This is a genomic window from Enterobacter sp. ENT02, from assembly GCF_019219165.1.
GTDB lineage: Bacteria > Pseudomonadota > Gammaproteobacteria > Enterobacterales > Enterobacteriaceae > Enterobacter > Enterobacter mori.
In genome coordinates, this window is the sequence record NZ_JAHUWD010000002.1 from 587,948 (window position 1) to 606,695 (window position 18,748).

At 57.0% G+C, this 18,748-nt stretch carries 18 protein-coding genes; 13 read left to right on the top strand and 5 right to left on the bottom strand.

Annotated features, from left to right (window positions below):
* Window positions 1-120: 120 nt before the first annotated feature.
* Complete coding sequence (gene murJ, locus KW829_RS08730) at window positions 121-1,656, top strand: murein biosynthesis integral membrane protein MurJ (RefSeq protein ID WP_089599868.1); 1,536 nt, start codon at window positions 121-123, stop codon at window positions 1,654-1,656.
* A 59-nt stretch (window positions 1,657-1,715) separates the two neighbouring features.
* Here the strand turns inward: murJ and flgN are convergent, their stop codons facing one another.
* From flgN to flgA, 3 genes are all read right to left on the bottom strand, one after another.
* Window positions 1,716-2,141, bottom strand: a complete 426-nt coding sequence (flgN, locus tag KW829_RS08735) for a flagella biosynthesis chaperone FlgN (RefSeq protein WP_218308036.1) — start codon at window positions 2,139-2,141, stop codon at window positions 1,716-1,718.
* A gap of 4 nt (window positions 2,142-2,145) precedes the next feature.
* Window positions 2,146-2,439 carry a flagellar biosynthesis anti-sigma factor FlgM gene (flgM, locus tag KW829_RS08740; RefSeq protein ID WP_010429637.1) on the bottom strand — a complete coding sequence of 98 codons (294 nt, stop codon included), beginning with the start codon at window positions 2,437-2,439 and terminating at the stop codon, window positions 2,146-2,148.
* Between the two features lie 93 nt (window positions 2,440-2,532).
* Window positions 2,533-3,192, bottom strand: a complete 660-nt coding sequence (gene flgA / locus KW829_RS08745) for a flagellar basal body P-ring formation chaperone FlgA (RefSeq protein ID WP_218308037.1) — start codon at window positions 3,190-3,192, stop codon at window positions 2,533-2,535.
* A 157-nt stretch (window positions 3,193-3,349) separates the two neighbouring features.
* Between flgA and flgB the strand changes: the two genes are divergently transcribed.
* The 11 genes from flgB (at window position 3,350) to flgL (ending at window position 13,247) form a co-directional block, all read left to right on the top strand.
* Window positions 3,350-3,766, top strand: coding sequence for a flagellar basal body rod protein FlgB (gene flgB, locus KW829_RS08750; RefSeq protein WP_010429643.1), 417 nt, complete (start codon window positions 3,350-3,352; stop codon window positions 3,764-3,766).
* A gap of 3 nt (window positions 3,767-3,769) precedes the next feature.
* Window positions 3,770-4,174: a flagellar basal body rod protein FlgC gene (flgC, locus tag KW829_RS08755; RefSeq protein ID WP_010429647.1), complete on the top strand. Its 405-nt coding sequence runs from the start codon at window positions 3,770-3,772 to the stop codon at window positions 4,172-4,174.
* Window positions 4,175-4,185: 11 nt separating this feature from the next.
* Window positions 4,186-4,896, top strand: a complete 711-nt coding sequence (gene flgD, locus KW829_RS08760; protein WP_010429650.1) for a flagellar hook assembly protein FlgD — start codon at window positions 4,186-4,188, stop codon at window positions 4,894-4,896.
* Window positions 4,897-4,922: 26 nt separating this feature from the next.
* Window positions 4,923-6,173, top strand: a complete 1,251-nt coding sequence (gene flgE, locus KW829_RS08765; protein ID WP_100167048.1) for a flagellar hook protein FlgE — start codon at window positions 4,923-4,925, stop codon at window positions 6,171-6,173.
* A gap of 20 nt (window positions 6,174-6,193) precedes the next feature.
* Entirely contained in the window at window positions 6,194-6,949 is a 756-nt protein-coding gene (locus tag KW829_RS08770; RefSeq protein ID WP_109081055.1) for a flagellar basal body rod protein FlgF, read from the top strand.
* 11 nt (window positions 6,950-6,960) lie between these two features.
* Entirely contained in the window at window positions 6,961-7,743 is a 783-nt protein-coding gene (gene flgG / locus KW829_RS08775; protein WP_000625853.1) for a flagellar basal-body rod protein FlgG, read from the top strand.
* A gap of 57 nt (window positions 7,744-7,800) precedes the next feature.
* On the top strand, window positions 7,801-8,499 hold the full coding sequence (gene flgH / locus KW829_RS08780) for a flagellar basal body L-ring protein FlgH (protein WP_089599873.1): 699 nt from the start codon (window positions 7,801-7,803) through the stop codon (window positions 8,497-8,499).
* Between the two features lie 12 nt (window positions 8,500-8,511).
* The gene (locus tag KW829_RS08785; protein ID WP_010429662.1) at window positions 8,512-9,609 is read left to right on the top strand and encodes a flagellar basal body P-ring protein FlgI; all 1,098 of its coding nucleotides are present in this window, start codon (window positions 8,512-8,514) and stop codon (window positions 9,607-9,609) included.
* The gene (gene flgJ, locus KW829_RS08790; protein ID WP_010429665.1) at window positions 9,609-10,562 is read left to right on the top strand and encodes a flagellar assembly peptidoglycan hydrolase FlgJ; all 954 of its coding nucleotides are present in this window, start codon (window positions 9,609-9,611) and stop codon (window positions 10,560-10,562) included. The genes KW829_RS08785 and flgJ overlap by 1 nt, the downstream gene beginning before the upstream one ends.
* Before the next feature lie 75 nt (window positions 10,563-10,637).
* Window positions 10,638-12,278: a flagellar hook-associated protein FlgK gene (flgK, locus tag KW829_RS08795; RefSeq protein ID WP_010429667.1), complete on the top strand. Its 1,641-nt coding sequence runs from the start codon at window positions 10,638-10,640 to the stop codon at window positions 12,276-12,278.
* Window positions 12,279-12,293: 15 nt separating this feature from the next.
* Complete coding sequence (gene flgL / locus KW829_RS08800; RefSeq protein ID WP_010429668.1) at window positions 12,294-13,247, top strand: flagellar hook-associated protein FlgL; 954 nt, start codon at window positions 12,294-12,296, stop codon at window positions 13,245-13,247.
* Between the two features lie 75 nt (window positions 13,248-13,322).
* On the opposite strand, the gene KW829_RS08805 is transcribed toward flgL, so the two are convergent.
* On the bottom strand, window positions 13,323-14,537 hold the full coding sequence (locus KW829_RS08805; RefSeq protein ID WP_218308038.1) for an MFS transporter: 1,215 nt from the start codon (window positions 14,535-14,537) through the stop codon (window positions 13,323-13,325).
* Window positions 14,538-14,604: 67 nt separating this feature from the next.
* On the opposite strand from KW829_RS08805, the gene KW829_RS08810 reads away from it, so the two are divergent.
* Window positions 14,605-15,582, top strand: a complete 978-nt coding sequence (locus tag KW829_RS08810; RefSeq protein WP_218308039.1) for a LysR family transcriptional regulator — start codon at window positions 14,605-14,607, stop codon at window positions 15,580-15,582.
* A 40-nt stretch (window positions 15,583-15,622) separates the two neighbouring features.
* Here the strand turns inward: KW829_RS08810 and rne are convergent, their stop codons facing one another.
* Complete coding sequence (gene rne / locus KW829_RS08815; protein ID WP_218308040.1) at window positions 15,623-18,745, bottom strand: ribonuclease E; 3,123 nt, start codon at window positions 18,743-18,745, stop codon at window positions 15,623-15,625.
* Between the last annotated feature and the right edge of the window lie 3 nt (window positions 18,746-18,748).

Consider the following 18,748-nt stretch of genomic DNA (forward strand, 5'->3'; position numbering starts at 1 on the left):
ACATCTGCGGATAGTAATTCGTTGAAATCCGGTTAGACTAAGCGCCGCTTGTTGGCTTTGCCGGGTGGCGCTTACGCTTACCCGGTCTACAAATCCGTATGGTTCTGGAAATTCACGTTAATGAACTTATTAAAATCGCTGGCGGCCGTCAGCTCGATGACCATGTTTTCCCGCGTGCTCGGCTTTGCGCGCGACGCCATTGTGGCAAGGGTATTTGGTGCAGGGATGGCCACGGACGCCTTTTTCGTCGCGTTCAAATTGCCGAACTTATTACGCCGTATTTTTGCGGAAGGCGCATTTTCCCAGGCCTTCGTGCCGATTCTCGCAGAATATAAAAGCAAGCAGGGCGAGGACGCGACCCGCGTTTTTGTCTCTTACGTCTCGGGGCTACTGACCCTGGCGCTGGCGGTGGTGACCGTCATCGGGATGCTGGCCGCGCCCTGGGTGATTATGGTGACGGCACCGGGCTTTGCGGATACGGCGGATAAATTTGCCCTAACCTCGCAGCTTCTGCGCATTACCTTCCCCTATATTCTGCTGATCTCGCTGGCCTCGCTGGTGGGGGCGATACTCAATACCTGGAACCGCTTCTCCGTCCCGGCGTTTGCGCCGACGTTTCTTAACGTCAGCATGATCGGCTTTGCGCTGTTTGCCGCACCGCATTTCAATCCGCCGGTGCTGGCGCTGGCCTGGGCCGTGACCGTGGGCGGCGTGCTGCAGCTTGCTTACCAGCTGCCGCACCTGAAAAAAATCGGCATGCTGGTCCTGCCGCGTATCAACCTTAAAGATGCCGGTGCGATGCGGGTTATTAAGCAGATGGGGCCCGCGATCCTCGGGGTTTCCGTCAGCCAGATCTCACTCATCATCAATACCATTTTTGCCTCTTTCCTGGTGTCTGGTTCGGTCTCATGGATGTACTACGCTGACCGTCTGATGGAGTTTCCATCCGGCGTGCTGGGCGTGGCGCTGGGGACCATCCTGCTGCCGTCGCTCTCCAAAAGCTTTGCCAGCGGCAACCACGATGAGTATTGCCGCCTGATGGACTGGGGGCTGCGTCTCTGCTTTCTGCTGGCGCTGCCGAGCGCAGTGGCGCTGGGGATTCTGGCAAAACCGCTGACGGTGTCGCTGTTCCAGTACGGTAAATTTACCGCCCATGACGCCGCCATGACCCAGCAGGCGCTTATTGCCTATTCGGTAGGGTTGATGGGGCTGATTGTCGTGAAGGTGCTGGCACCGGGGTTCTATTCACGCCAGGACATCAAAACGCCGGTGAAAATCGCCATTGTGACGCTGATTATGACCCAGCTGATGAACCTGGCGTTTATCGGTCCGCTGAGACACGCCGGGCTGGCGCTGTCGATTGGTCTGGCGGCCTGCCTGAATGCCGGGCTGCTATACTGGCAGCTGCGTAAGCAGGATATTTTCACGCCGCAGCCGGGCTGGTCGCGTTTTCTTGTGCGTCTGGTGATCGCGGTGCTGGTGATGTCGGCGGCATTGCTCGGCATGCTGTATGTGATGCCGGACTGGTCAGCGGGCACCATGCCATTCCGCCTGATGCGCCTGATGGCCGTTGTGGTGGTCGGCGTGGTGGCCTACTTCGCCACGCTCGCGGTGTTGGGATTCAAGGTGAAAGAGTTCACCCGCCGTACGGCATAAACGCCAAAAGGGGAGTTCACCTTATGGTGCTCCCCACAGCTTGATTTGCCGCTAAGGCGTCAAATCGAAATCTTTTTCCCGCCCGTAATGCGTGCCGTGGACGTCTGACCATCCGCACCATACAGCCCCGGCTCTTTATGGGGCTTTAATACTTCCAGAGCCTGCTGATTACGCACCATCTGTCCCTCCAGTAACCAACCGTTATGCTGGTTGAGATCGCGCAGATGCTGGGTTTTTTCCGTAATCGTTTGCCAACGTTCGACAATTTCATCGTTGGCGCTGCGCTTCTGATCCTGTTCAGCGCGTCGCTGCTGCTCAAGGTAATCCAGCGTCGCCAGAAGCGAACTTTTGTCTTCAGTAATGCGTTGCAACGCGCTGCCGTTGATTTGACCCGAAGACAGGTGTTGTTGTTCAGCATCCATTACCGTTTTCAGGTCGTTCAGGACAACCGTCATCTGATCCAGTATTTCTGACAGTCGACTCATACGGTTATTTACTCTGTAAGAAACTCTGCGCTTCCTCGATCAGCGCGTCAGCGATTTTGCTGGTATCCATTTTCAGCTCGCCGTTACGAATGGCCGTTTTCAGCGCTTCAACACGTTCCATGTTGATATCGCTGCTGCCCGGCTGCATCAGTTTGGACTGCGCGTCGCTCAGAGTCACGCTAGTGCTGTTAGCCGTAGACGGTTTTTCCAGACGCGTTTTCTGCGCGGGAGCGTCATTCGTTTCGCGAGGTTGTACAGTGCTAACCGGCTTCAGGGCTGATGTACGATCAATGCTCATAGTGTTGTCCTCATCGAGGGTTCGCGGCGTTTGCGCCTGACATCATCATTAGTTGAATATTTATCGGCAGGCACCGCGAAATCTTTAAAAAGATTATAGGTTAATCAGAATATTCCCATCAGAATCGACGGTTCCGCTAACCACCTGGCCTGAAGACATTCTGACCCGGGCATTTTGCGCCACGGCGGCATTGTTTAATGCCTTACCTTCACTGTTGATACTAAAGCCGTCTCCGTTGGCGACCACCATCACCTGCTGACCCGCTTTCACCCGCCACGCTTTACGCAGCATGGAGAGCTGAATGGCCTGGCCTGGTGCCATATCGCGCAGGCTGACCGCGTCCTGTGCCTGGTTTATGTCCAGCATCGTTCGCGGCGGAAGCTGATCCAGTCGACCGCGTTTAAGCGTCACGCTGCTGGCCTGCAGTACGCTGCCGCGGGCAATGGGCGCGGCGGCAACAACATAATTGCCCGTCGCCAGAACCGCAACCTGTAAATAGCGTTTTTCGTTGGCGCAGCGCGCCAGCACGTTCACGTTACCCCACAGCTTTGTCGTGCCGGTCACGGTGAATGAGGGCTGTTCGCAGGAGGGATAGAGATTAGGCGGCGTGCGAACGGTGACGCTGACTTCATCACTAAAGCCCGCCAGCTGCTGTGCAAAAAAAGTCGTCAGCTGAGCCTGTAAGTTTTCAGCCTGCGCCAGAGGGCTTAAAAGCAATAAGGTTGCCGCCAGGCCTCGTTTTATCGTCCGCATTGCACATCCCACCGTTTCCAGAATTGAGAGGATTCTACCCGCAGTGGTTTTACATCAACGCAATAAATAGCGACGCATTTTGCGCTTATTCCGTCGATAGGGGAGACGGGGTGAGATTTAAGCTGTGAACTGAAATTTTGCCATCAGCGGAGGAGACATGCTCGATAAACTCGACGCCGCGTTACGTTTTCAGCAGGAAGCGCTCAATTTACGCGCCCAGCGGCAGGAGATTTTGGCCGCCAATATTGCCAACGCCGATACCCCGGGGTATCAGGCGCGCGATATTGATTTTTCCAGTGAACTTAAAAAAGTGATGGAGCGTGGACGTGCCGAAGGAACGGGTGTCGCACTTGCACTGACATCCTCACGCCATATTCCTGCTCAGGCGATGACCGCGCCCACGACCGATTTACTTTATCGCATTCCCGACCAGCCATCGCTTGACGGCAACACCGTCGACATGGACCGGGAGCGTACGCAGTTTGCCGATAACAGCCTGCAGTACCAGACGGGTCTGACCCTACTCGGCGGACAAATTAAAGGCATGATGACCGTCCTGCAAGGGGGCAACTAATCCATGGCTTTGCTGAATATTTTTGATATCGCCGGTTCGGCGTTAACGGCACAGTCCAAGCGTCTGAACGTTGCCGCCAGTAACCTCGCTAACGCCGACAGCGTAACCGGTCCTGACGGACAGCCCTATAAAGCAAAACAGGTGGTCTTTCAGGTCGATGCTGCACCGGGTGCGGCAACAGGCGGCGTGAAAGTCTCTGACGTGGTGGAGAGCCAGGCACCTGACAAGCTGGTGTATGAACCGGGCAACCCGCTCGCCGATGCCAGTGGTTACGTGAAGATGCCTAACGTGGATGTGGTCGGTGAGATGGTGAACTCGATGTCCGCCTCGCGCAGCTATCAGGCAAACGTCGAAGTGCTCAACACCGTGAAGAGCATGATGCTCAAAACACTCACGCTCGGCCAGTAAAGGAGACACGCATGTCCATTGCCGTCAGTATGAATGACCCAACGAATACGGGGGTCAGCAGTGCCAGCACGACCTCCGGTTCCAGCTCCCTGACCGGAAGCAGTGCTAACGATCTGCAAAGCAGCTTCTTAACGCTGCTGGTGGCGCAGCTGAAGAACCAGGATCCTACCAACCCGATGCAGAACAACGAACTGACCACGCAGCTTGCGCAGATCAGTACCGTGAGCGGCATTGAGAAACTGAATACCACGCTCGGCTCCGTCTCCGGTCAAATCGACAACAGCCAGTCTTTGCAGGCAGCCAACCTGATTGGTCATGGGGTGATGATCCCGGGGACCACCATTCTGGCGGGCACCAGCACCACCGATGGCACCTCAACCACCACCACCACGCCGTTTGGCGTTGAGCTGCAGCAGGCGGCTGACAAAGTGACCGCGACGATAACCGACTCGACCGGTGCCGTGGTACGCACCATCGACATCGGTGAGTTGAAAGCAGGTGTGCATACCTTCACCTGGGATGGCAGCCTGACCGACGGCACTAAAGCACCAAACGGTTCCTATAAGGTGGCGATCAGCGCCAGCACCGGGACCACCCAGCTGGTTGCGCAGCCGCTGCAGTTTGCACTGGTTCAGGGCGTCATCAAAAGTAGCGATGGCAACAAACTGGATTTGGGTACCTCTGGTACCACCACACTCGACGAAGTTCGGCAGATTATCTAAGCCTTTACACTTATCAGGAGTAAGTCATGGCCTTTTCTCAAGCGGTCAGCGGCCTGAATGCTGCGGCCACCAACCTGGACGTCATTGGCAACAACATCGCCAACTCCGCGACCTATGGTTTTAAATCCGGTTCGGCCTCGTTTGCCGATATGTTTGCAGGCTCTAAAGTCGGCCTGGGCGTTAAAGTCGCGGGTATCACTCAGGACTTTACCGACGGTACAACCACCAATACCGGTCGTGGTCTGGACGTTGCCATCAGCCAGAACGGTTTCTTCCGTATGGTGGATTCCAACGGCTCTGTGTTCTACAGCCGTAACGGCCAGTTTAAGCTCGACGAAAACCGTACCCTGGTGAACATGCAGGGGATGCAGTTGACCGGCTATCCGGTTGCAGGTACGCCACCAACGGTGCAGACCGGTGCGAACCCACAGGCGATTACTATCCCTAACACCCTGATGGCCGCGAAGGCGACCACAACGGCAACCCAGCAGATCAACCTGAACTCCACGGATGATGCGCAGACTGCCGCGTTCGATGCGACTAACCCGGATACCTACAACAAAAAAGGGACCGTGACCGTATTCGATACCCAGGGTAACGCCCACAACATGTATGTCTACTACGTCAAAACAGCAGACAACAAATGGGATCTGTACACCCAGGACGGTAGCGTTGCCGGTTCTCCAGCAACCAAAGCCGCTCAAATGAACTTTGACAGCAACGGTAACCTGGCGGGCGTGTACAACTACAACGCGGCTGGCGTGCTGAGCGCGACGCCAAACGCCACCCCGGCCATCAACATCACCACCGGTTCGGTGAGCGGCGCGACGCCTGCGACGTTCTCCCTGAGCTTCCAGAACTCCATGCAGCAGAATACCGGTGCCAACAACGTTGTCGGGACCACTCAGAACGGCTACAAGCCGGGCGATCTGGTGAGCTATCAGATTAACGACGACGGCACCGTTGTGGGTAACTACTCCAACGAACAGACGCAGGTTCTGGGGCAGATCGTGCTGGCAAACTTTGCTAACAACGAAGGCCTGAAATCTGAAGGCGACAACGTATGGTCTGCAAGCCAGTCCTCCGGCGTTGCGCTGCTCGGCACGGCGGGTACCGGTAACTTTGGTACGCTGACCAACGGCGCGCTGGAAGCCTCTAACGTGGACCTGAGTAAAGAGCTGGTGAACATGATTGTCGCGCAACGTAACTACCAGTCGAATGCGCAGACCATCAAAACGCAGGATCAGATCCTCAACACGCTGGTTAACCTGCGTTAAGCGGCTAACAGGAACGCGCAATGGATCACGCAATATATACAGCGATGGGCGCGGCAAGCCAGACGCTCAATCAGCAGGCCGTTACCGCCAGCAACCTGGCAAACGCCTCCACGCCGGGCTTTCGCGCGCAGCTTAATGCGCTGCGTGCGGTGCCGGTCGAAGGGCTTTCATTGCCCACGCGTACGCTGGTGACGGCATCCACTCCCGGTGCCGATATGACGCCGGGCCAGATGGATTACACCTCGCGTCCGCTGGACGTTGCCCTTCAGCAGGACGGCTGGCTGGCGGTGCAAACGGCAGACGGCAGCGAAGGCTATACCCGCAACGGTAATATCCAGGTGAGCGCAACCGGGCAGTTGACCATTCAGGGTCATCCGGTGATGGGCGAAGCCGGTCCGCTCACGGTACCGGAAGGCTCAGAGCTGACCATCGCGGCAGACGGCACCATCTCGGCGTTAAACCCGGGCGATCCGGCCAATACCGTTGCGCCCGTCGGGCGTCTGAAACTGGTTAAAGCGGAAGGCAAAGAGGTGCAGCGCGGCGATGACGGCATGTTCCGTCTGACCCAGGCGGCACAGGCCACCCGTGGAGCTACCCTCCAGGCTGACCCGAGCATTCGCGTGATGTCCGGCGTGCTGGAAGGCAGTAACGTCAAGCCGGTTGAAGCCATGACCGACATGATCGCCAGCGCCCGCCGTTTTGAAATGCAGATGAAAATTATCAGCAGCGTGGATGAAAACGCGAGCAAGGCTAACCAACTTCTGGCTATGAGTTAACAGGACTCCTTATGATCAGTTCTTTATGGATCGCGAAAACAGGCCTGGATGCGCAGCAAACCAACATGGATGTGATTGCCAACAACCTGGCAAACGTCAGCACCAATGGTTTCAAGCGTCAGCGTGCGGTTTTCGAAGATTTGCTTTATCAAACCATTCGCCAGCCGGGTGCTCAGTCTTCTGAGCAAACGACGCTGCCGTCCGGTCTGCAGATTGGTACCGGCGTGCGTCCGGTAGCGACCGAGCGTCTGCACAGCCAGGGCAACCTGTCTCAGACCAACAACAGTAAAGATGTGGCCATCAAAGGGCAGGGTTTCTTCCAGGTGCAGCTGCCTGACGGTACCTCAGCCTACACCCGTGACGGCTCATTCCAGGTGGATCAAAACGGCCAACTGGTGACGGCGGGCGGCTTCCAAGTTCAGCCTGCAATCACCATTCCGGCGAATGCCCTGAGCATCACCATCGGGCGCGACGGTATCGTGAGCGTCACCCAGCAGGGTCAGGCCGCGCCCGTTCAGGTTGGACAGCTCAACCTGACCACCTTCATGAACGATACCGGTCTGGAAAGCATTGGTGAGAACCTCTACACCGAAACCCAGTCCTCCGGTACGCCAAATGAGAGCACGCCGGGTCTGAACGGCGCGGGTCTGCTGTATCAGGGTTATGTTGAAACCTCGAACGTTAACGTGGCGGAAGAGCTGGTGAATATGATCCAGGTCCAGCGCGCGTATGAAATTAACAGTAAAGCAGTGTCGACGACCGATCAGATGCTGCAGAAACTGACGCAACTCTAAGGTGCAGTCCGGTGCGGTCAACGCCGCACCGGCTCCCTGTTTTCGAAGATGAAGGCAATGCAAAAAAACGCGGCGTTTCGTTATCCGATACTGACTGTTCTGGCCGTCACCCTCAGCGGGTGTGCCTGGATCCCGTCTAAACCATTGGTCGAGGGTGCGACGACCGCCCAGCCCGTTCCCGGCCCCGCGCCCGTGGTGAACGGCTCCATTTTCCAGACCGCACAGCCGATTAACTACGGCTATCAGCCGCTGTTTGAAGATCGTCGCCCGCGTAACATCGGCGATACGCTGACCATTGTGCTGCAGGAAAACGTCAGTGCGAGCAAGAGCTCGTCGGCGAACGCCAGCCGCGATGGCAAAACCAATTTTGGCTTCGACACCGTTCCACGCTATCTGCAGGGCCTGTTCGGCAATGCGCGTGCGGATGTTGAGGCGTCTGGCGGCAATACCTTTAACGGTAAAGGTGGTGCGAACGCCAGCAACACCTTCAGCGGTACGCTGACGGTGACGGTTGACCAGGTGCTGGTTAACGGCAATTTACACGTTGTGGGTGAAAAACAGATCGCCATTAACCAGGGCACTGAGTTCATTCGCTTCTCCGGTGTGGTTAACCCTCGCACCATCAGCGGCACCAACACCGTACCGTCCACCCAGGTGGCGGATGCGCGCATTGAATACGTCGGTAACGGCTATATCAATGAAGCGCAAAATATGGGCTGGCTGCAGCGTTTCTTCCTTAACTTATCGCCGATGTAAGCGAGGTGACCCATGTTTAAAACGATCTTCGCCGTGGCGCTGGCGCTGGTGGCAACCTTCGCTCAGGCTGACCGTATTCGCGACCTGACCAGCGTTCAGGGCGTGCGCGAGAACTCGCTGATTGGCTATGGCCTGGTGGTGGGGCTGGACGGTACGGGTGACCAGACCACCCAAACGCCATTCACCACCCAGACCCTGAATAACATGCTTTCGCAGCTTGGTATTACCGTCCCTGCGGGGACCAACATGCAGCTGAAAAACGTGGCGGCGGTGATGGTGACCGCGTCCTATCCGGCGTTTGCGCGTCAGGGGCAGACCATCGACGTAGTGGTCTCCTCCATGGGTAACGCCAAAAGCCTGCGCGGCGGCACGCTGTTGATGACGCCGCTTAAGGGCGTCGACAGCCAGGTCTATGCCCTGGCGCAGGGTAACATTCTGGTTGGCGGTGCGGGTGCCTCTGCGGGCGGGAGCAGCGTGCAGGTGAACCAGCTAAACGGCGGGCGTATCACTAACGGGGCCATCATCGAACGCGAGCTACCGACCCAGTTTGGCGCAGGAAATACCATCAACCTGCAGCTTAATAATGAAGACTTCACGATGGCGCAGCAAATTGCCGACACCATCAACCGCAGCCGCGGCTACGGGAGCGCCACGGCGCTGGACGCGCGTACCGTGCAGATCCGGACCTCTTCGGGTAACAGTAACCAGGTGCGTATGCTGGCGGATATCCAGAATATGGAAGTGAACGTGCCGGTGCAGGATGCCAAAGTCATCATCAACTCACGCACCGGGTCAGTGGTGATGAACCGCGAGGTGTCGCTGGACAGCTGTGCCGTGGCGCAGGGTAACCTCTCCGTGACGGTGAACCGCTCTGCCAACGTCAGCCAGCCGGACACGCCATTTGGTGGCGGTCAGACGGTGGTGACACCGCAAACGCAGATTGATTTGCGCCAGAGCGGCGGCTCGCTGCAAAGCGTGCGTTCCAGCGCGAACCTGAACAGCGTGGTGCGCGCCCTGAATGCGCTGGGCGCGACGCCGATGGATCTGATGTCGATTCTGCAATCGATGCAAAGTGCAGGCTGCCTGCGCGCCAAACTGGAAATCATCTAATGCTGACCGATAGCAAACTGCTGACCGGTGCCGCCTGGGATGCCCAGTCGCTGAACGAACTCAAAACCAAAGCAGGCAAAGACCCGGCGGCGAATATCCGCCCGGTCGCCCGCCAGGTGGAAGGGATGTTCGTGCAGATGATGTTGAAAAGCATGCGTGAGACCCTGCCGAAAGACGGGATGTTCAGCAGCGATTCCACGCGGCTTTACACCAGCATGTATGACCAGCAGATTGCACAGCAGATGACCGCCGGTAAAGGACTCGGACTGGCTGACATGATTGTCAAACAGACCGCTGCCGCACAGGGTATTCAGCCTGAGGATCAGCCGCAGCAGGTGCCGATGAAGTTCGACATCGAAACGGTGACCAGTTATCAGAACCAGGCGCTGACGCAGATGGTGCGTAAGGCCATGCCGAAGCCCGCAGAGACGCGCGACGAGCCGCTCTCCGGCGACAGTAAGGACTTCCTGGCGCAGCTTTCTCTGCCAGCGCGACTGGCCAGCGAGCAGAGCGGGGTACCGCATCACCTGATCCTGGCCCAGGCGGCCCTAGAGTCGGGCTGGGGCCAGCGTCAAATCCGTAAGGAAAACGGCGATCCGAGCTTCAACATCTTTGGCGTGAAAGCTACCTCCAGCTGGAAGGGGCCGACAACCGAGATCACCACCACCGAATACGAAAACGGCGCGGCAGTGAAGGTTAAAGCCAAATTCCGCGTTTACAGCTCCTACCTTGAAGCATTGTCAGATTACGTCGGCCTGTTAAGCCGAAACCCGCGCTATACCGCCGTGACGCAGGCATCGACGCCGGAGCAGGGCGCGCAGGCATTGCAGAATGCGGGATACGCTACCGATCCGAACTATGCGCGCAAGCTCACCAGCATGATCCAGCAGCTGAAATCGATGGGTGAGAAGGTGAGTAAAGCCTATAGCACCGATATTGAAAATCTGTTCTGAAAGTTCTCAAGTCCCGGTGGAGGCTGCCGATAACCTTCATCAGGACTCGTGTCTGAAAGTATAAAAGGAACCCCCATGTCCAGTTTGATTAACAGCGCCATGAGTGGCCTCAGTGCGGCACAGGCGGCACTTAATACCGTAAGTAATAATATTTCAAGCTATAACGTGGCAGGTTACACCCGCCAGAACACCATTCTGGGCGCGGCTAACAGCACGCTGACCGGCGGTGGCTGGGTGGGGAACGGGGTTTATGTCTCCGGCGTGCAGCGTGAGTATGACGCCTTCATTACCAACCAGCTGCGCGCCGCACAGACGCAGAGCAGCGGGCTGACAACGCGCTATCAGCAGATGTCAAAGATTGACGACGTGCTCTCCGATACCACCAACTCGCTTTCGACCACGCTGCAGGATTTCTTCAAGAGCCTGCAAACGCTGGTGAGTAACGCCGAAGATCCGGCTGCACGCCAGACGGTGATCGGCAAAGCGGATGGACTGGTAAACCAGTTTAAAACCAACGATCAGTATCTTCGCGATCAGGATGCGCAGGTTAACACCGCGATCACCACCAGCGTGGATCAGATCAATAACTACGCGAAGCAGATAGCCAACCTTAACGATCAAATTTCCCGTCTGACCGGCGTAGGCGCGGGCGCATCGCCGAACGAACTGCTCGATCAGCGCGATCAGCTGGTGAGCGAGCTGAATAAGATTGTGGGTGTGGACGTGACCGTGCAGGACAGCGGTACGTACAATATCTCCATCGCGAACGGTTACACCCTGGTGCAGGGCAGTACTGCCAGCCAGCTGGCTGCGGTGAAATCCAGTGCTGACCCGTCGCGCACCACGATTGCCTACGTGGATGCAGCGTCTGGAAACGTTGAGATCCCGGAAAAGCAGATCACCACAGGGTCACTGGGTGGGCTGTTGACCTTCCGTTCTGAAGATCTGGATAAGGCGCGTAACACCCTTAACCAGATGGCGCTGGCGTTTGCCGACGCGATGAACACACAGCATGAAGCCGGGTTCGACGCAAATGGCGACGCAGGCGGCAAGCTGTTCGACTTCGGTTCACCTTCCGTACTGAGTAACAGCAAAAACACCGGCAGCGCGTCGGTCACGGCGAGCGTAACGGACAGCTCTGCGGTGCAGGCGACGAACTATAAAGTTGAGTACAACGGGACCAACTGGACGGTCACGCGTCTGTCTGACAAAACCAGCTTTACGGCCACGCCGGACGGCAGCGGTAACCTGTCGTTTGATGGTCTGAACGTGAACATCACCGGTGCGGCCAACCAGAAAGACAGCTTCATCGTGAAACCGGTGAATGACGTCATTATGAATATGGACGTCGCGATTAGCGATGAATCCAAACTGGCGATGGCCTCCGCCAGCGACAGCGGCGATAGCGACAATACCAACGGCCAAAAACTGTTGGATCTGCAGAGCGCGAAGCTGGTGGGGAATAACAAAACCTTCAACGATGCCTATGCGTCACTGGTCAGTACGGTGGGGAGCACCACGGCATCGCTGAAAACCAGCAGCGCCACGAAAGACAACGTGGTAACGCAGCTGACCAAACAGCAGCAGTCGATTTCCGGGGTTAACCTGGATGAAGAATACGGCAATCTGCAGCGCTATCAGCAGTACTACCTGGCGAATGCGCAGGTTCTGCAAACGGCGAGCACGCTGTTTGATGCGTTGATCAACATTCGCTAAGGCCGGGGTTAAAAAATGCGTATTAGTACTCAAATGATGTATGAGCAGAGCATGCGCGGAGTGACGAACTCCCAGAGTCTCTGGCTGGGCTATGGCGAGCAGATGTCAACCGGCAAGCGCGTAAACCGTCCTTCCGATGACCCGATTGCGGCTTCTCAGGCCGTTGTGCTCTCCCAGGCGCAGACGCAGAACAGCCAGTATGCGCTGGCGCGTTCTTTCGCCACGACCAAGGTGTCGCTGGAAGAGAACGTGCTGAAAGAGGTGACGAATGCGATTATCACCGCACAGGAAAAAGTGGTTAACGCCGGTAACGGAACCCTGAGCGATGATGACCGACAGTCGCTTGCCACCAACCTGCAGGGGATCCGCGATCAGCTGATGAACCTGGCAAACAGCACCGACGGTAATGGACGCTATATTTTTGCGGGTTACAAAACGGAAGCGGCGGCCTTCGACGAGACGACCGGCACCTATAACGGCGGCTCTACGCCAATCAGCCAGCAGGTTGACGCCGCGCGTACCATGCAAATCAGCCACACGGGCAGTGAAGTTTTCGATACCTTCACCAGTAACGCGAAACCGGAGCCGGACGGCAGCGCGCCGGAAACCAACCTGTTTAAGATTCTGGATACCGCTATCGCTGCGCTGAATACGCCGGTTGAAGGCGACCAGACTAAAGCCGATGCGTTTACGGCGGCGATGGATAAAACCAACCGCGGCCTGAGCAACTCGCTGAACAACGTGCTGACCGTGCGTGCAGACCTGGGGATCAAACTGGACGAGCTGGGCAAACTGGATTCGCTGGGCGATGACCGTGCTTTGGGCCAAACGCAGCAGATGAGCGACCTGGTCGATGTGGACTGGAACTCGGTGATCTCTTCTTACTCCATGCAGCAGGCGGCTCTGCAGGCCTCCTATAAGGCGTTTAGCGATATGCAGGGGATGTCCCTGTTCCAGATGAACAAATAATGTCTTGACCTCTTAGAACATGTCTTGAAACTGGGCATGTTTTGACTGCCCAGTCCGTATGGACTGGGCATTTTTTTACACGGTTTCAGCCTGAGCGGATGTTACCCGGGCGTTTTCAATCAGTCTGATGATCAGGGCAATAACGCCGCACAGCGTTGCCAGCGCCACCACGCCAGACCAGCCTGCCATCGTATAAATTTTACTGCCGAACGCCGAGCCTAGCGCCATTCCGATAAACACCACCGTAAAGAGCAGGGCATTCAGGCGACCGCGTGCCTGCGGTTCAAGGCTGTAGACCAGATTCTGGTGAGCCACCAGGCTTGACTGCAGGCCAAGGTCAAAACCGACGGCGGAGACGGCAATCAGGATCAACTGCCCATGGACGCCGAGGGCGGGCATCAGGAACATTAGCGCAAACGAGACGGTGACGAGCGAGGCACCCAGTTGCGTCACTTTTCCTGCACCCAGTTTATCCGCCAGCCCGCCTGCCAGCGGCGCGGCTAATGCACCGGCGGCACCTGCGATACCAAACCCGCCCGCCACGGCGCTGCCGAGGTGGTAGCGTTCCAGCAGCATTACGGCCAGCGTTGACCAGAATGCGCTAAAGGCAATCGACAGAAAACCCTGAGCCAGCGCCGCGCGACGCAGTGCCGGGTAACGACGCCACAGGTGCTCCATGGAACGCATCAGCGCGGGATAGCTCAGCGTGGAGTGAATAGCAAAACGTGGGAGTACGGCCCACATCACCGCGCCGACAAAGGCAATGCTTGCAGCAGCCAGCTGATACATCACCCGCCAGCCAAAGGCTTCACCGACCACGCCGCTGACGGTTCTCGACAACAATATGCCTAGCAGAAGACCTGTCATGACGGTGCCCACGGTTTTCCCTTGTTTACCTTCAGGGGCGAGGATCGCAGCAGCGGGAACGATATCCTGCGCCATGGTGGCGGCCATGCCAATCAGCAGGCTTGTCAGCAGCAGCGAAGGGAGTTGCCCGGTGAGACTACAGCCCAGAAGAAACAGCGCCAGGGCAGCACTTTTAATCAGAATCAGCGTCCTGCGGTCATGACGATCGCCAAGCGGCAACAGGAAGAGGATGCCGAGCGCGTAGCCTGCCTGGGTCAGCGTCGGAACCAGGCCCATTCCTTCAATACTCAAATGAAGGTCTGCGCCCATGAGAGGCAGCAAAGGCTGTGCGTAGTAAATGGATGCCACGCTGAAACCAGCACCCAGAGCCAGCATTAATATCACCCAGCGGCTCACGGCATGGGAGGCAGTTGTTGTGTTCATAAGACGTTCCTCAGTCATAGTGTGAGGCTATTTTTTATCACTACGCCTTGCGGCGGTAGACGGGCCGATGGTAAAACGCTTATACGTTAAGCGTATGACAGAGGAAGGTATGAAGCGAGTTGAGCGTATAGACAGGGTGGAACTGATGCGAACTTTTGTTCGCATCGTGGAAACCGGCTCGCTCTCGGCAGCGGCAAGGCAGCTTTCGACGACTCAGGCCACGGTAAGCCGACGTTTGCAGTCTCTGGAAACCTTGCTGGGGGCTCGCCTGCTGCTGCGAACCACCCATGCCACCAGGCTCACTGACGACGGTGAACGCTGCTATCAGCATGCCCGGCGGGTGATTGATAGCTGGCTGGCGCTGGAAGATGAAGTCGGGCAGGCGGAGGATGAACCGGTTGGGGTATTGCGGGTGCGGGCACCGCACGCCTTTGGTCAGGAACAGCTCCTGAAACCGTTGACGGAATTTTTGCAGCGTTATCCTCAGCTTTCCGTTGAGTGGATGTTGAACGATAAGTCGGTGGATTTTCTCAGCGACAATATTGATTGTGCGATCCGCGTGGGTGCCGAGGTCGATCCCGCCACGGTTTCCGTACAGCTGGCAGAGGTACCGCGCTCCATCGTCGCCTCTCCTGCGTTGCTGGCACGCTTCCCAAAGGTTAGCAAGCCAGAGGATTTGCAGGCGCTGCCCTGGATTGCCATCAGCACCTTCTACCAGCGACACGTTGAATTGTTTGATGGTGCAGCGCAGCCGACACGCATTGCCATTACGCCGCGTCTGAGCACGGACAGCCTGTACGTGGCGCGAAATACGGCCCTGACCGGGCTGGGGGTGGCGCTGGTATCAAGCTGGACGGTGAAAGAGGATATTCAGGAAGGGCGCTTAATCCCTCTTCTGCCCGAGTGGCAACCCACGGCGCTGCCCGTCCATCTGGTTTATCCGTGGTCGCGATACTATCCGGCGCGCTTGCGACGTTTTCTTGAGATGATGAAGCAGGTGATGCCGGGTATAGCCGGAATGAGAAAGCCAGCAAATGCGCAATAAAAAAGCCGACCCTGAGGTCGGCTTTTCGTCCTAACGCGTATTACTCAACAGACTGGGGGCGGGTTGCCGGTGCAGTCGCCTGGTGCGTTGCGCTGTGACCACCTGCGGAACCTTTGCCGTCAAAGTTGAACTCTGGGCGAACCCAGTCGCTTTGACGCGGTGCTTCCGGCACATACTCAGGCGCAGGTGCGCGAGTCATGGGTGCCGTTGCAACGTGTGCTGCCGCTGGCGCAGTAACCACTGGCTCTGGTTTCACCTCAGGCGCTGGAGCTTCTTCGGCTTCACGAACCGGTTCAACGTCGAGTTCAACCTCCTGAACCACCTCTTCTGTCACCGTTTCGATAACAGCGTCAGCGGTGTCTTCAACCGGCGCGGCGACTTCAACTTCTTCAGCAACCTCTTCGGCCACGACCGCGTCTTCTTCGGCGATGAACTGCGGTGCGGCATCAACCGGGGCAGCAATCACTTCAGGATGGGTGGTTTCCACTTCAACCGCCTGTGGGGCTTCGGCTTCCACAGCCTGCGGCTCAACCACCGTCGCTGCTGCAGCCACAACCACAACCTCTTCAGCTGCAACGACAGGTGCAATCACCTCTTCGGTGACAGACTGTTCTTCAACAATCTGCTCCGGGCGAGCAACCGGGTAGCGGATCCAGACTTTACCGGATGCCATTTCAGGTGACGCACACGCGATAGCTAAAGGCATTGGAGACTGAGTCGGGTAACGCTCGTCACGATAACGGCGACGACGCTGACCGCTCACGCGCAGGTGACGAGGAGAACGACGTGAACGACGCGGCATGCCTGCGTTATCACGACCTTCGCCGTTATCGTCCTGCTCGGCGTTGTTCTCTACCACTGCTGGCAGATCAATTTTCGCCAGTTGGGTCTGCGGCGCGCTTTCGGCGACGGTTTCCGTAACAACAGTTGTCTCTTCGGTCGTTTCAGAAGCAAAACGGACTTTCTGATTCAGCTGACGCTGCTTACGACGTGGCATAACCTGAGTACGTTCTTCCTGCTCAGCGTCTTGCTGTTCAACAGGCTCTTCGCGGTTCAGGTTTTTAACTTCCTGCTGCGCCTGACGCTTCTCGTCGTTGCGACGACGATTGCGCTCGCGGCGAGGCTGCTGCTCGTCGCGCTGTTTGCTCTTCTCTGACTCATCGCCAGCCGGTTGGCGAATTTCGCGATCTTCAACATTCTGCTGCTGTTTCTCGCGACGGTTGCGACGGTTATCTTCGCGTTGCTCACGGCCTTCGTTGTTGTCAGAACGGTTGTCGCGACGCTCGTTACGGTCGTTACGATCGCTGCGGTCATTACGATCGCGGCGGTTGTTCTGGCGCTTACGACGATCCTGCTGACGCTCAGGCTTCGCTTCTTTCGGTGCTTCTTTTGGCTGCTCCGGCTGAACTTCTTCGCCAGCAAACATCTTCTTCAGCGCGCCGAAGAAGCGGCTCAGAAGACCAGGTTGCTCTGGCTGGGCTTTCGCCACGTCTGGCGCAGGTTTTTGCGCAGCAGGTTTAGCCGCTGGTTTTTCCAGCACGGCTTCCGGCGGCGCTTCCGGCATAATGAAGGTGGCTAATGCTGGCTGCTCAGGCAGTTTACGCTCGGCAGGTTCTTCATCGGATGGCAGTGCCATCTCTTCTTCATGCAGCTTCGGCAGCAGGTAGCTGAGGGTGGTCGTCTCTTCGCCCTTACGTACACGCAGCACGTGATAGTGCGGAGTCTGCATCTGGTCGTTTGGCACGATGATGCAGCGAACGCCGCCCTGACGTGCTTCGATTGCGCTTACCGCTGCACGTTTTTCGTTAAGCAGGTAAGAGGCAACGGGCACAGGCACAATGGCGTGAACTTCTTTAGTGTTCTCTTTCAGCGCTTCTTCTTCAATCAGACGCAGAATAGAGAGGGACAGCGATTCGTTATCACGCACGGTACCGGTACCGGAACAGCGCGGGCAAACGTGATGGCTGGACTCACCCAGTGATGGGCTCAGACGCTGACGGGACATCTCCAGCAGGCCAAAGCGAGAAATATGGCTGATCTGGATACGAGCACGGTCCTGGCGCACCGCTTCGCGCAGACGGTTTTCAACCGCACGCTGGTGACGAACAGGGGTCATGTCGATGAAGTCGATAACGATCAGACCACCCAGGTCGCGCAGGCGGAGCTGGCGGGCGATTTCATCGGCGGCTTCAAGGTTGGTGTTGAAGGCGGTTTCTTCGATATCACCGCCGCGGGTTGCACGCGCGGAGTTGATGTCGATAGCGGTCAGCGCTTCGGTCGTATCGATAACGATAGAACCACCAGATGGCAGACGCACTTCACGCTGGAAGGCGGATTCAATCTGGGATTCAATCTGATAGTGGCTGAACAGCGGGATTTCACCGGTGTACAGTTTGATTTTGCTGGTGAAATCCGGACGACCCAGCGCGGCGATGTGCTGGCGAGCCAGCTCAAGCACTTTCGGGTTATCAATCAGAATTTCGCCGATGTCCTGACGCAGGTAATCACGGAAGGCACGCACGATAACGTTGCTTTCCTGGTGGATCAGGAACGGAGCAGGGCGGCTTTCTGCTGCTTTCTGGATAGCTTCCCAGTGCTTCAGACGGAAGCTTAAGTCCCACTGCAGCGCTTCGGCAGATTTGCCTACGCCTGCGGTACGCACGATAAGCCCCATGCCGTCCGGCAGTTCAAGACTTGCCAGCGCTTCTTTCAGCTCGGTACGGTCATCACCTTCGATACGGCGAGAGATACCACCCGCACGCGGGTTGTTTGGCATCAGAACCAGATAGCTCCCCGCCAGGCTGATAAAGGTCGTCAGTGCGGCACCTTTGTTGCCACGCTCTTCTTTATCAATCTGGACGATAACTTCCTGACCTTCACGCAGAACATCTTTGATGTTTGGGCGGCCATGGGCGTTGTAGTTTGCAGGGAAATATTCGCGGGCGATTTCTTTAAGAGGGAGGAAACCGTGACGCTCAGCACCGTAATCGACAAATGCAGCTTCAAGGCTTGGTTCAATGCGGGTGATTTTACCTTTGTAAATGTTCGCTTTTTTCTGTTCGTGTCCAGGACTTTCGATATCCAGATCGTACAGGCGCTGCCCATCCACAAGGGCGACACGCAACTCTTCTTGCTGAGTTGCGTTGATTAACATTCTTTTCATCGT

Bases quoted from the DNA above. Each gene is read 5' to 3' on its own strand.
- murJ (WP_089599868.1), top strand. From the start codon at position 121: ATGAACTTATTAAAATCGCTGGCGGCCGTCAGCTCGATGACCATGTTT.
- flgN (WP_218308036.1), bottom strand. From the start codon at position 2,141: ATGAGTCGACTGTCAGAAATACTGGATCAGATGACGGTTGTCCTGAAC.
- flgM (WP_010429637.1), bottom strand. From the start codon at position 2,439: ATGAGCATTGATCGTACATCAGCCCTGAAGCCGGTTAGCACTGTACAA.
- flgA (WP_218308037.1), bottom strand. From the start codon at position 3,192: ATGCGGACGATAAAACGAGGCCTGGCGGCAACCTTATTGCTTTTAAGC.
- flgB (WP_010429643.1), top strand. From the start codon at position 3,350: ATGCTCGATAAACTCGACGCCGCGTTACGTTTTCAGCAGGAAGCGCTC.
- flgC (WP_010429647.1), top strand. From the start codon at position 3,770: ATGGCTTTGCTGAATATTTTTGATATCGCCGGTTCGGCGTTAACGGCA.
- flgD (WP_010429650.1), top strand. From the start codon at position 4,186: ATGTCCATTGCCGTCAGTATGAATGACCCAACGAATACGGGGGTCAGC.
- flgE (WP_100167048.1), top strand. From the start codon at position 4,923: ATGGCCTTTTCTCAAGCGGTCAGCGGCCTGAATGCTGCGGCCACCAAC.
- KW829_RS08770 (WP_109081055.1), top strand. From the start codon at position 6,194: ATGGATCACGCAATATATACAGCGATGGGCGCGGCAAGCCAGACGCTC.
- flgG (WP_000625853.1), top strand. From the start codon at position 6,961: ATGATCAGTTCTTTATGGATCGCGAAAACAGGCCTGGATGCGCAGCAA.
- flgH (WP_089599873.1), top strand. From the start codon at position 7,801: ATGCAAAAAAACGCGGCGTTTCGTTATCCGATACTGACTGTTCTGGCC.
- KW829_RS08785 (WP_010429662.1), top strand. From the start codon at position 8,512: ATGTTTAAAACGATCTTCGCCGTGGCGCTGGCGCTGGTGGCAACCTTC.
- flgJ (WP_010429665.1), top strand. From the start codon at position 9,609: ATGCTGACCGATAGCAAACTGCTGACCGGTGCCGCCTGGGATGCCCAG.
- flgK (WP_010429667.1), top strand. From the start codon at position 10,638: ATGTCCAGTTTGATTAACAGCGCCATGAGTGGCCTCAGTGCGGCACAG.
- flgL (WP_010429668.1), top strand. From the start codon at position 12,294: ATGCGTATTAGTACTCAAATGATGTATGAGCAGAGCATGCGCGGAGTG.
- KW829_RS08805 (WP_218308038.1), bottom strand. From the start codon at position 14,537: ATGAACACAACAACTGCCTCCCATGCCGTGAGCCGCTGGGTGATATTA.
- KW829_RS08810 (WP_218308039.1), top strand. From the start codon at position 14,605: ATGGTAAAACGCTTATACGTTAAGCGTATGACAGAGGAAGGTATGAAG.
- rne (WP_218308040.1), bottom strand. From the start codon at position 18,745: ATGAAAAGAATGTTAATCAACGCAACTCAGCAAGAAGAGTTGCGTGTC.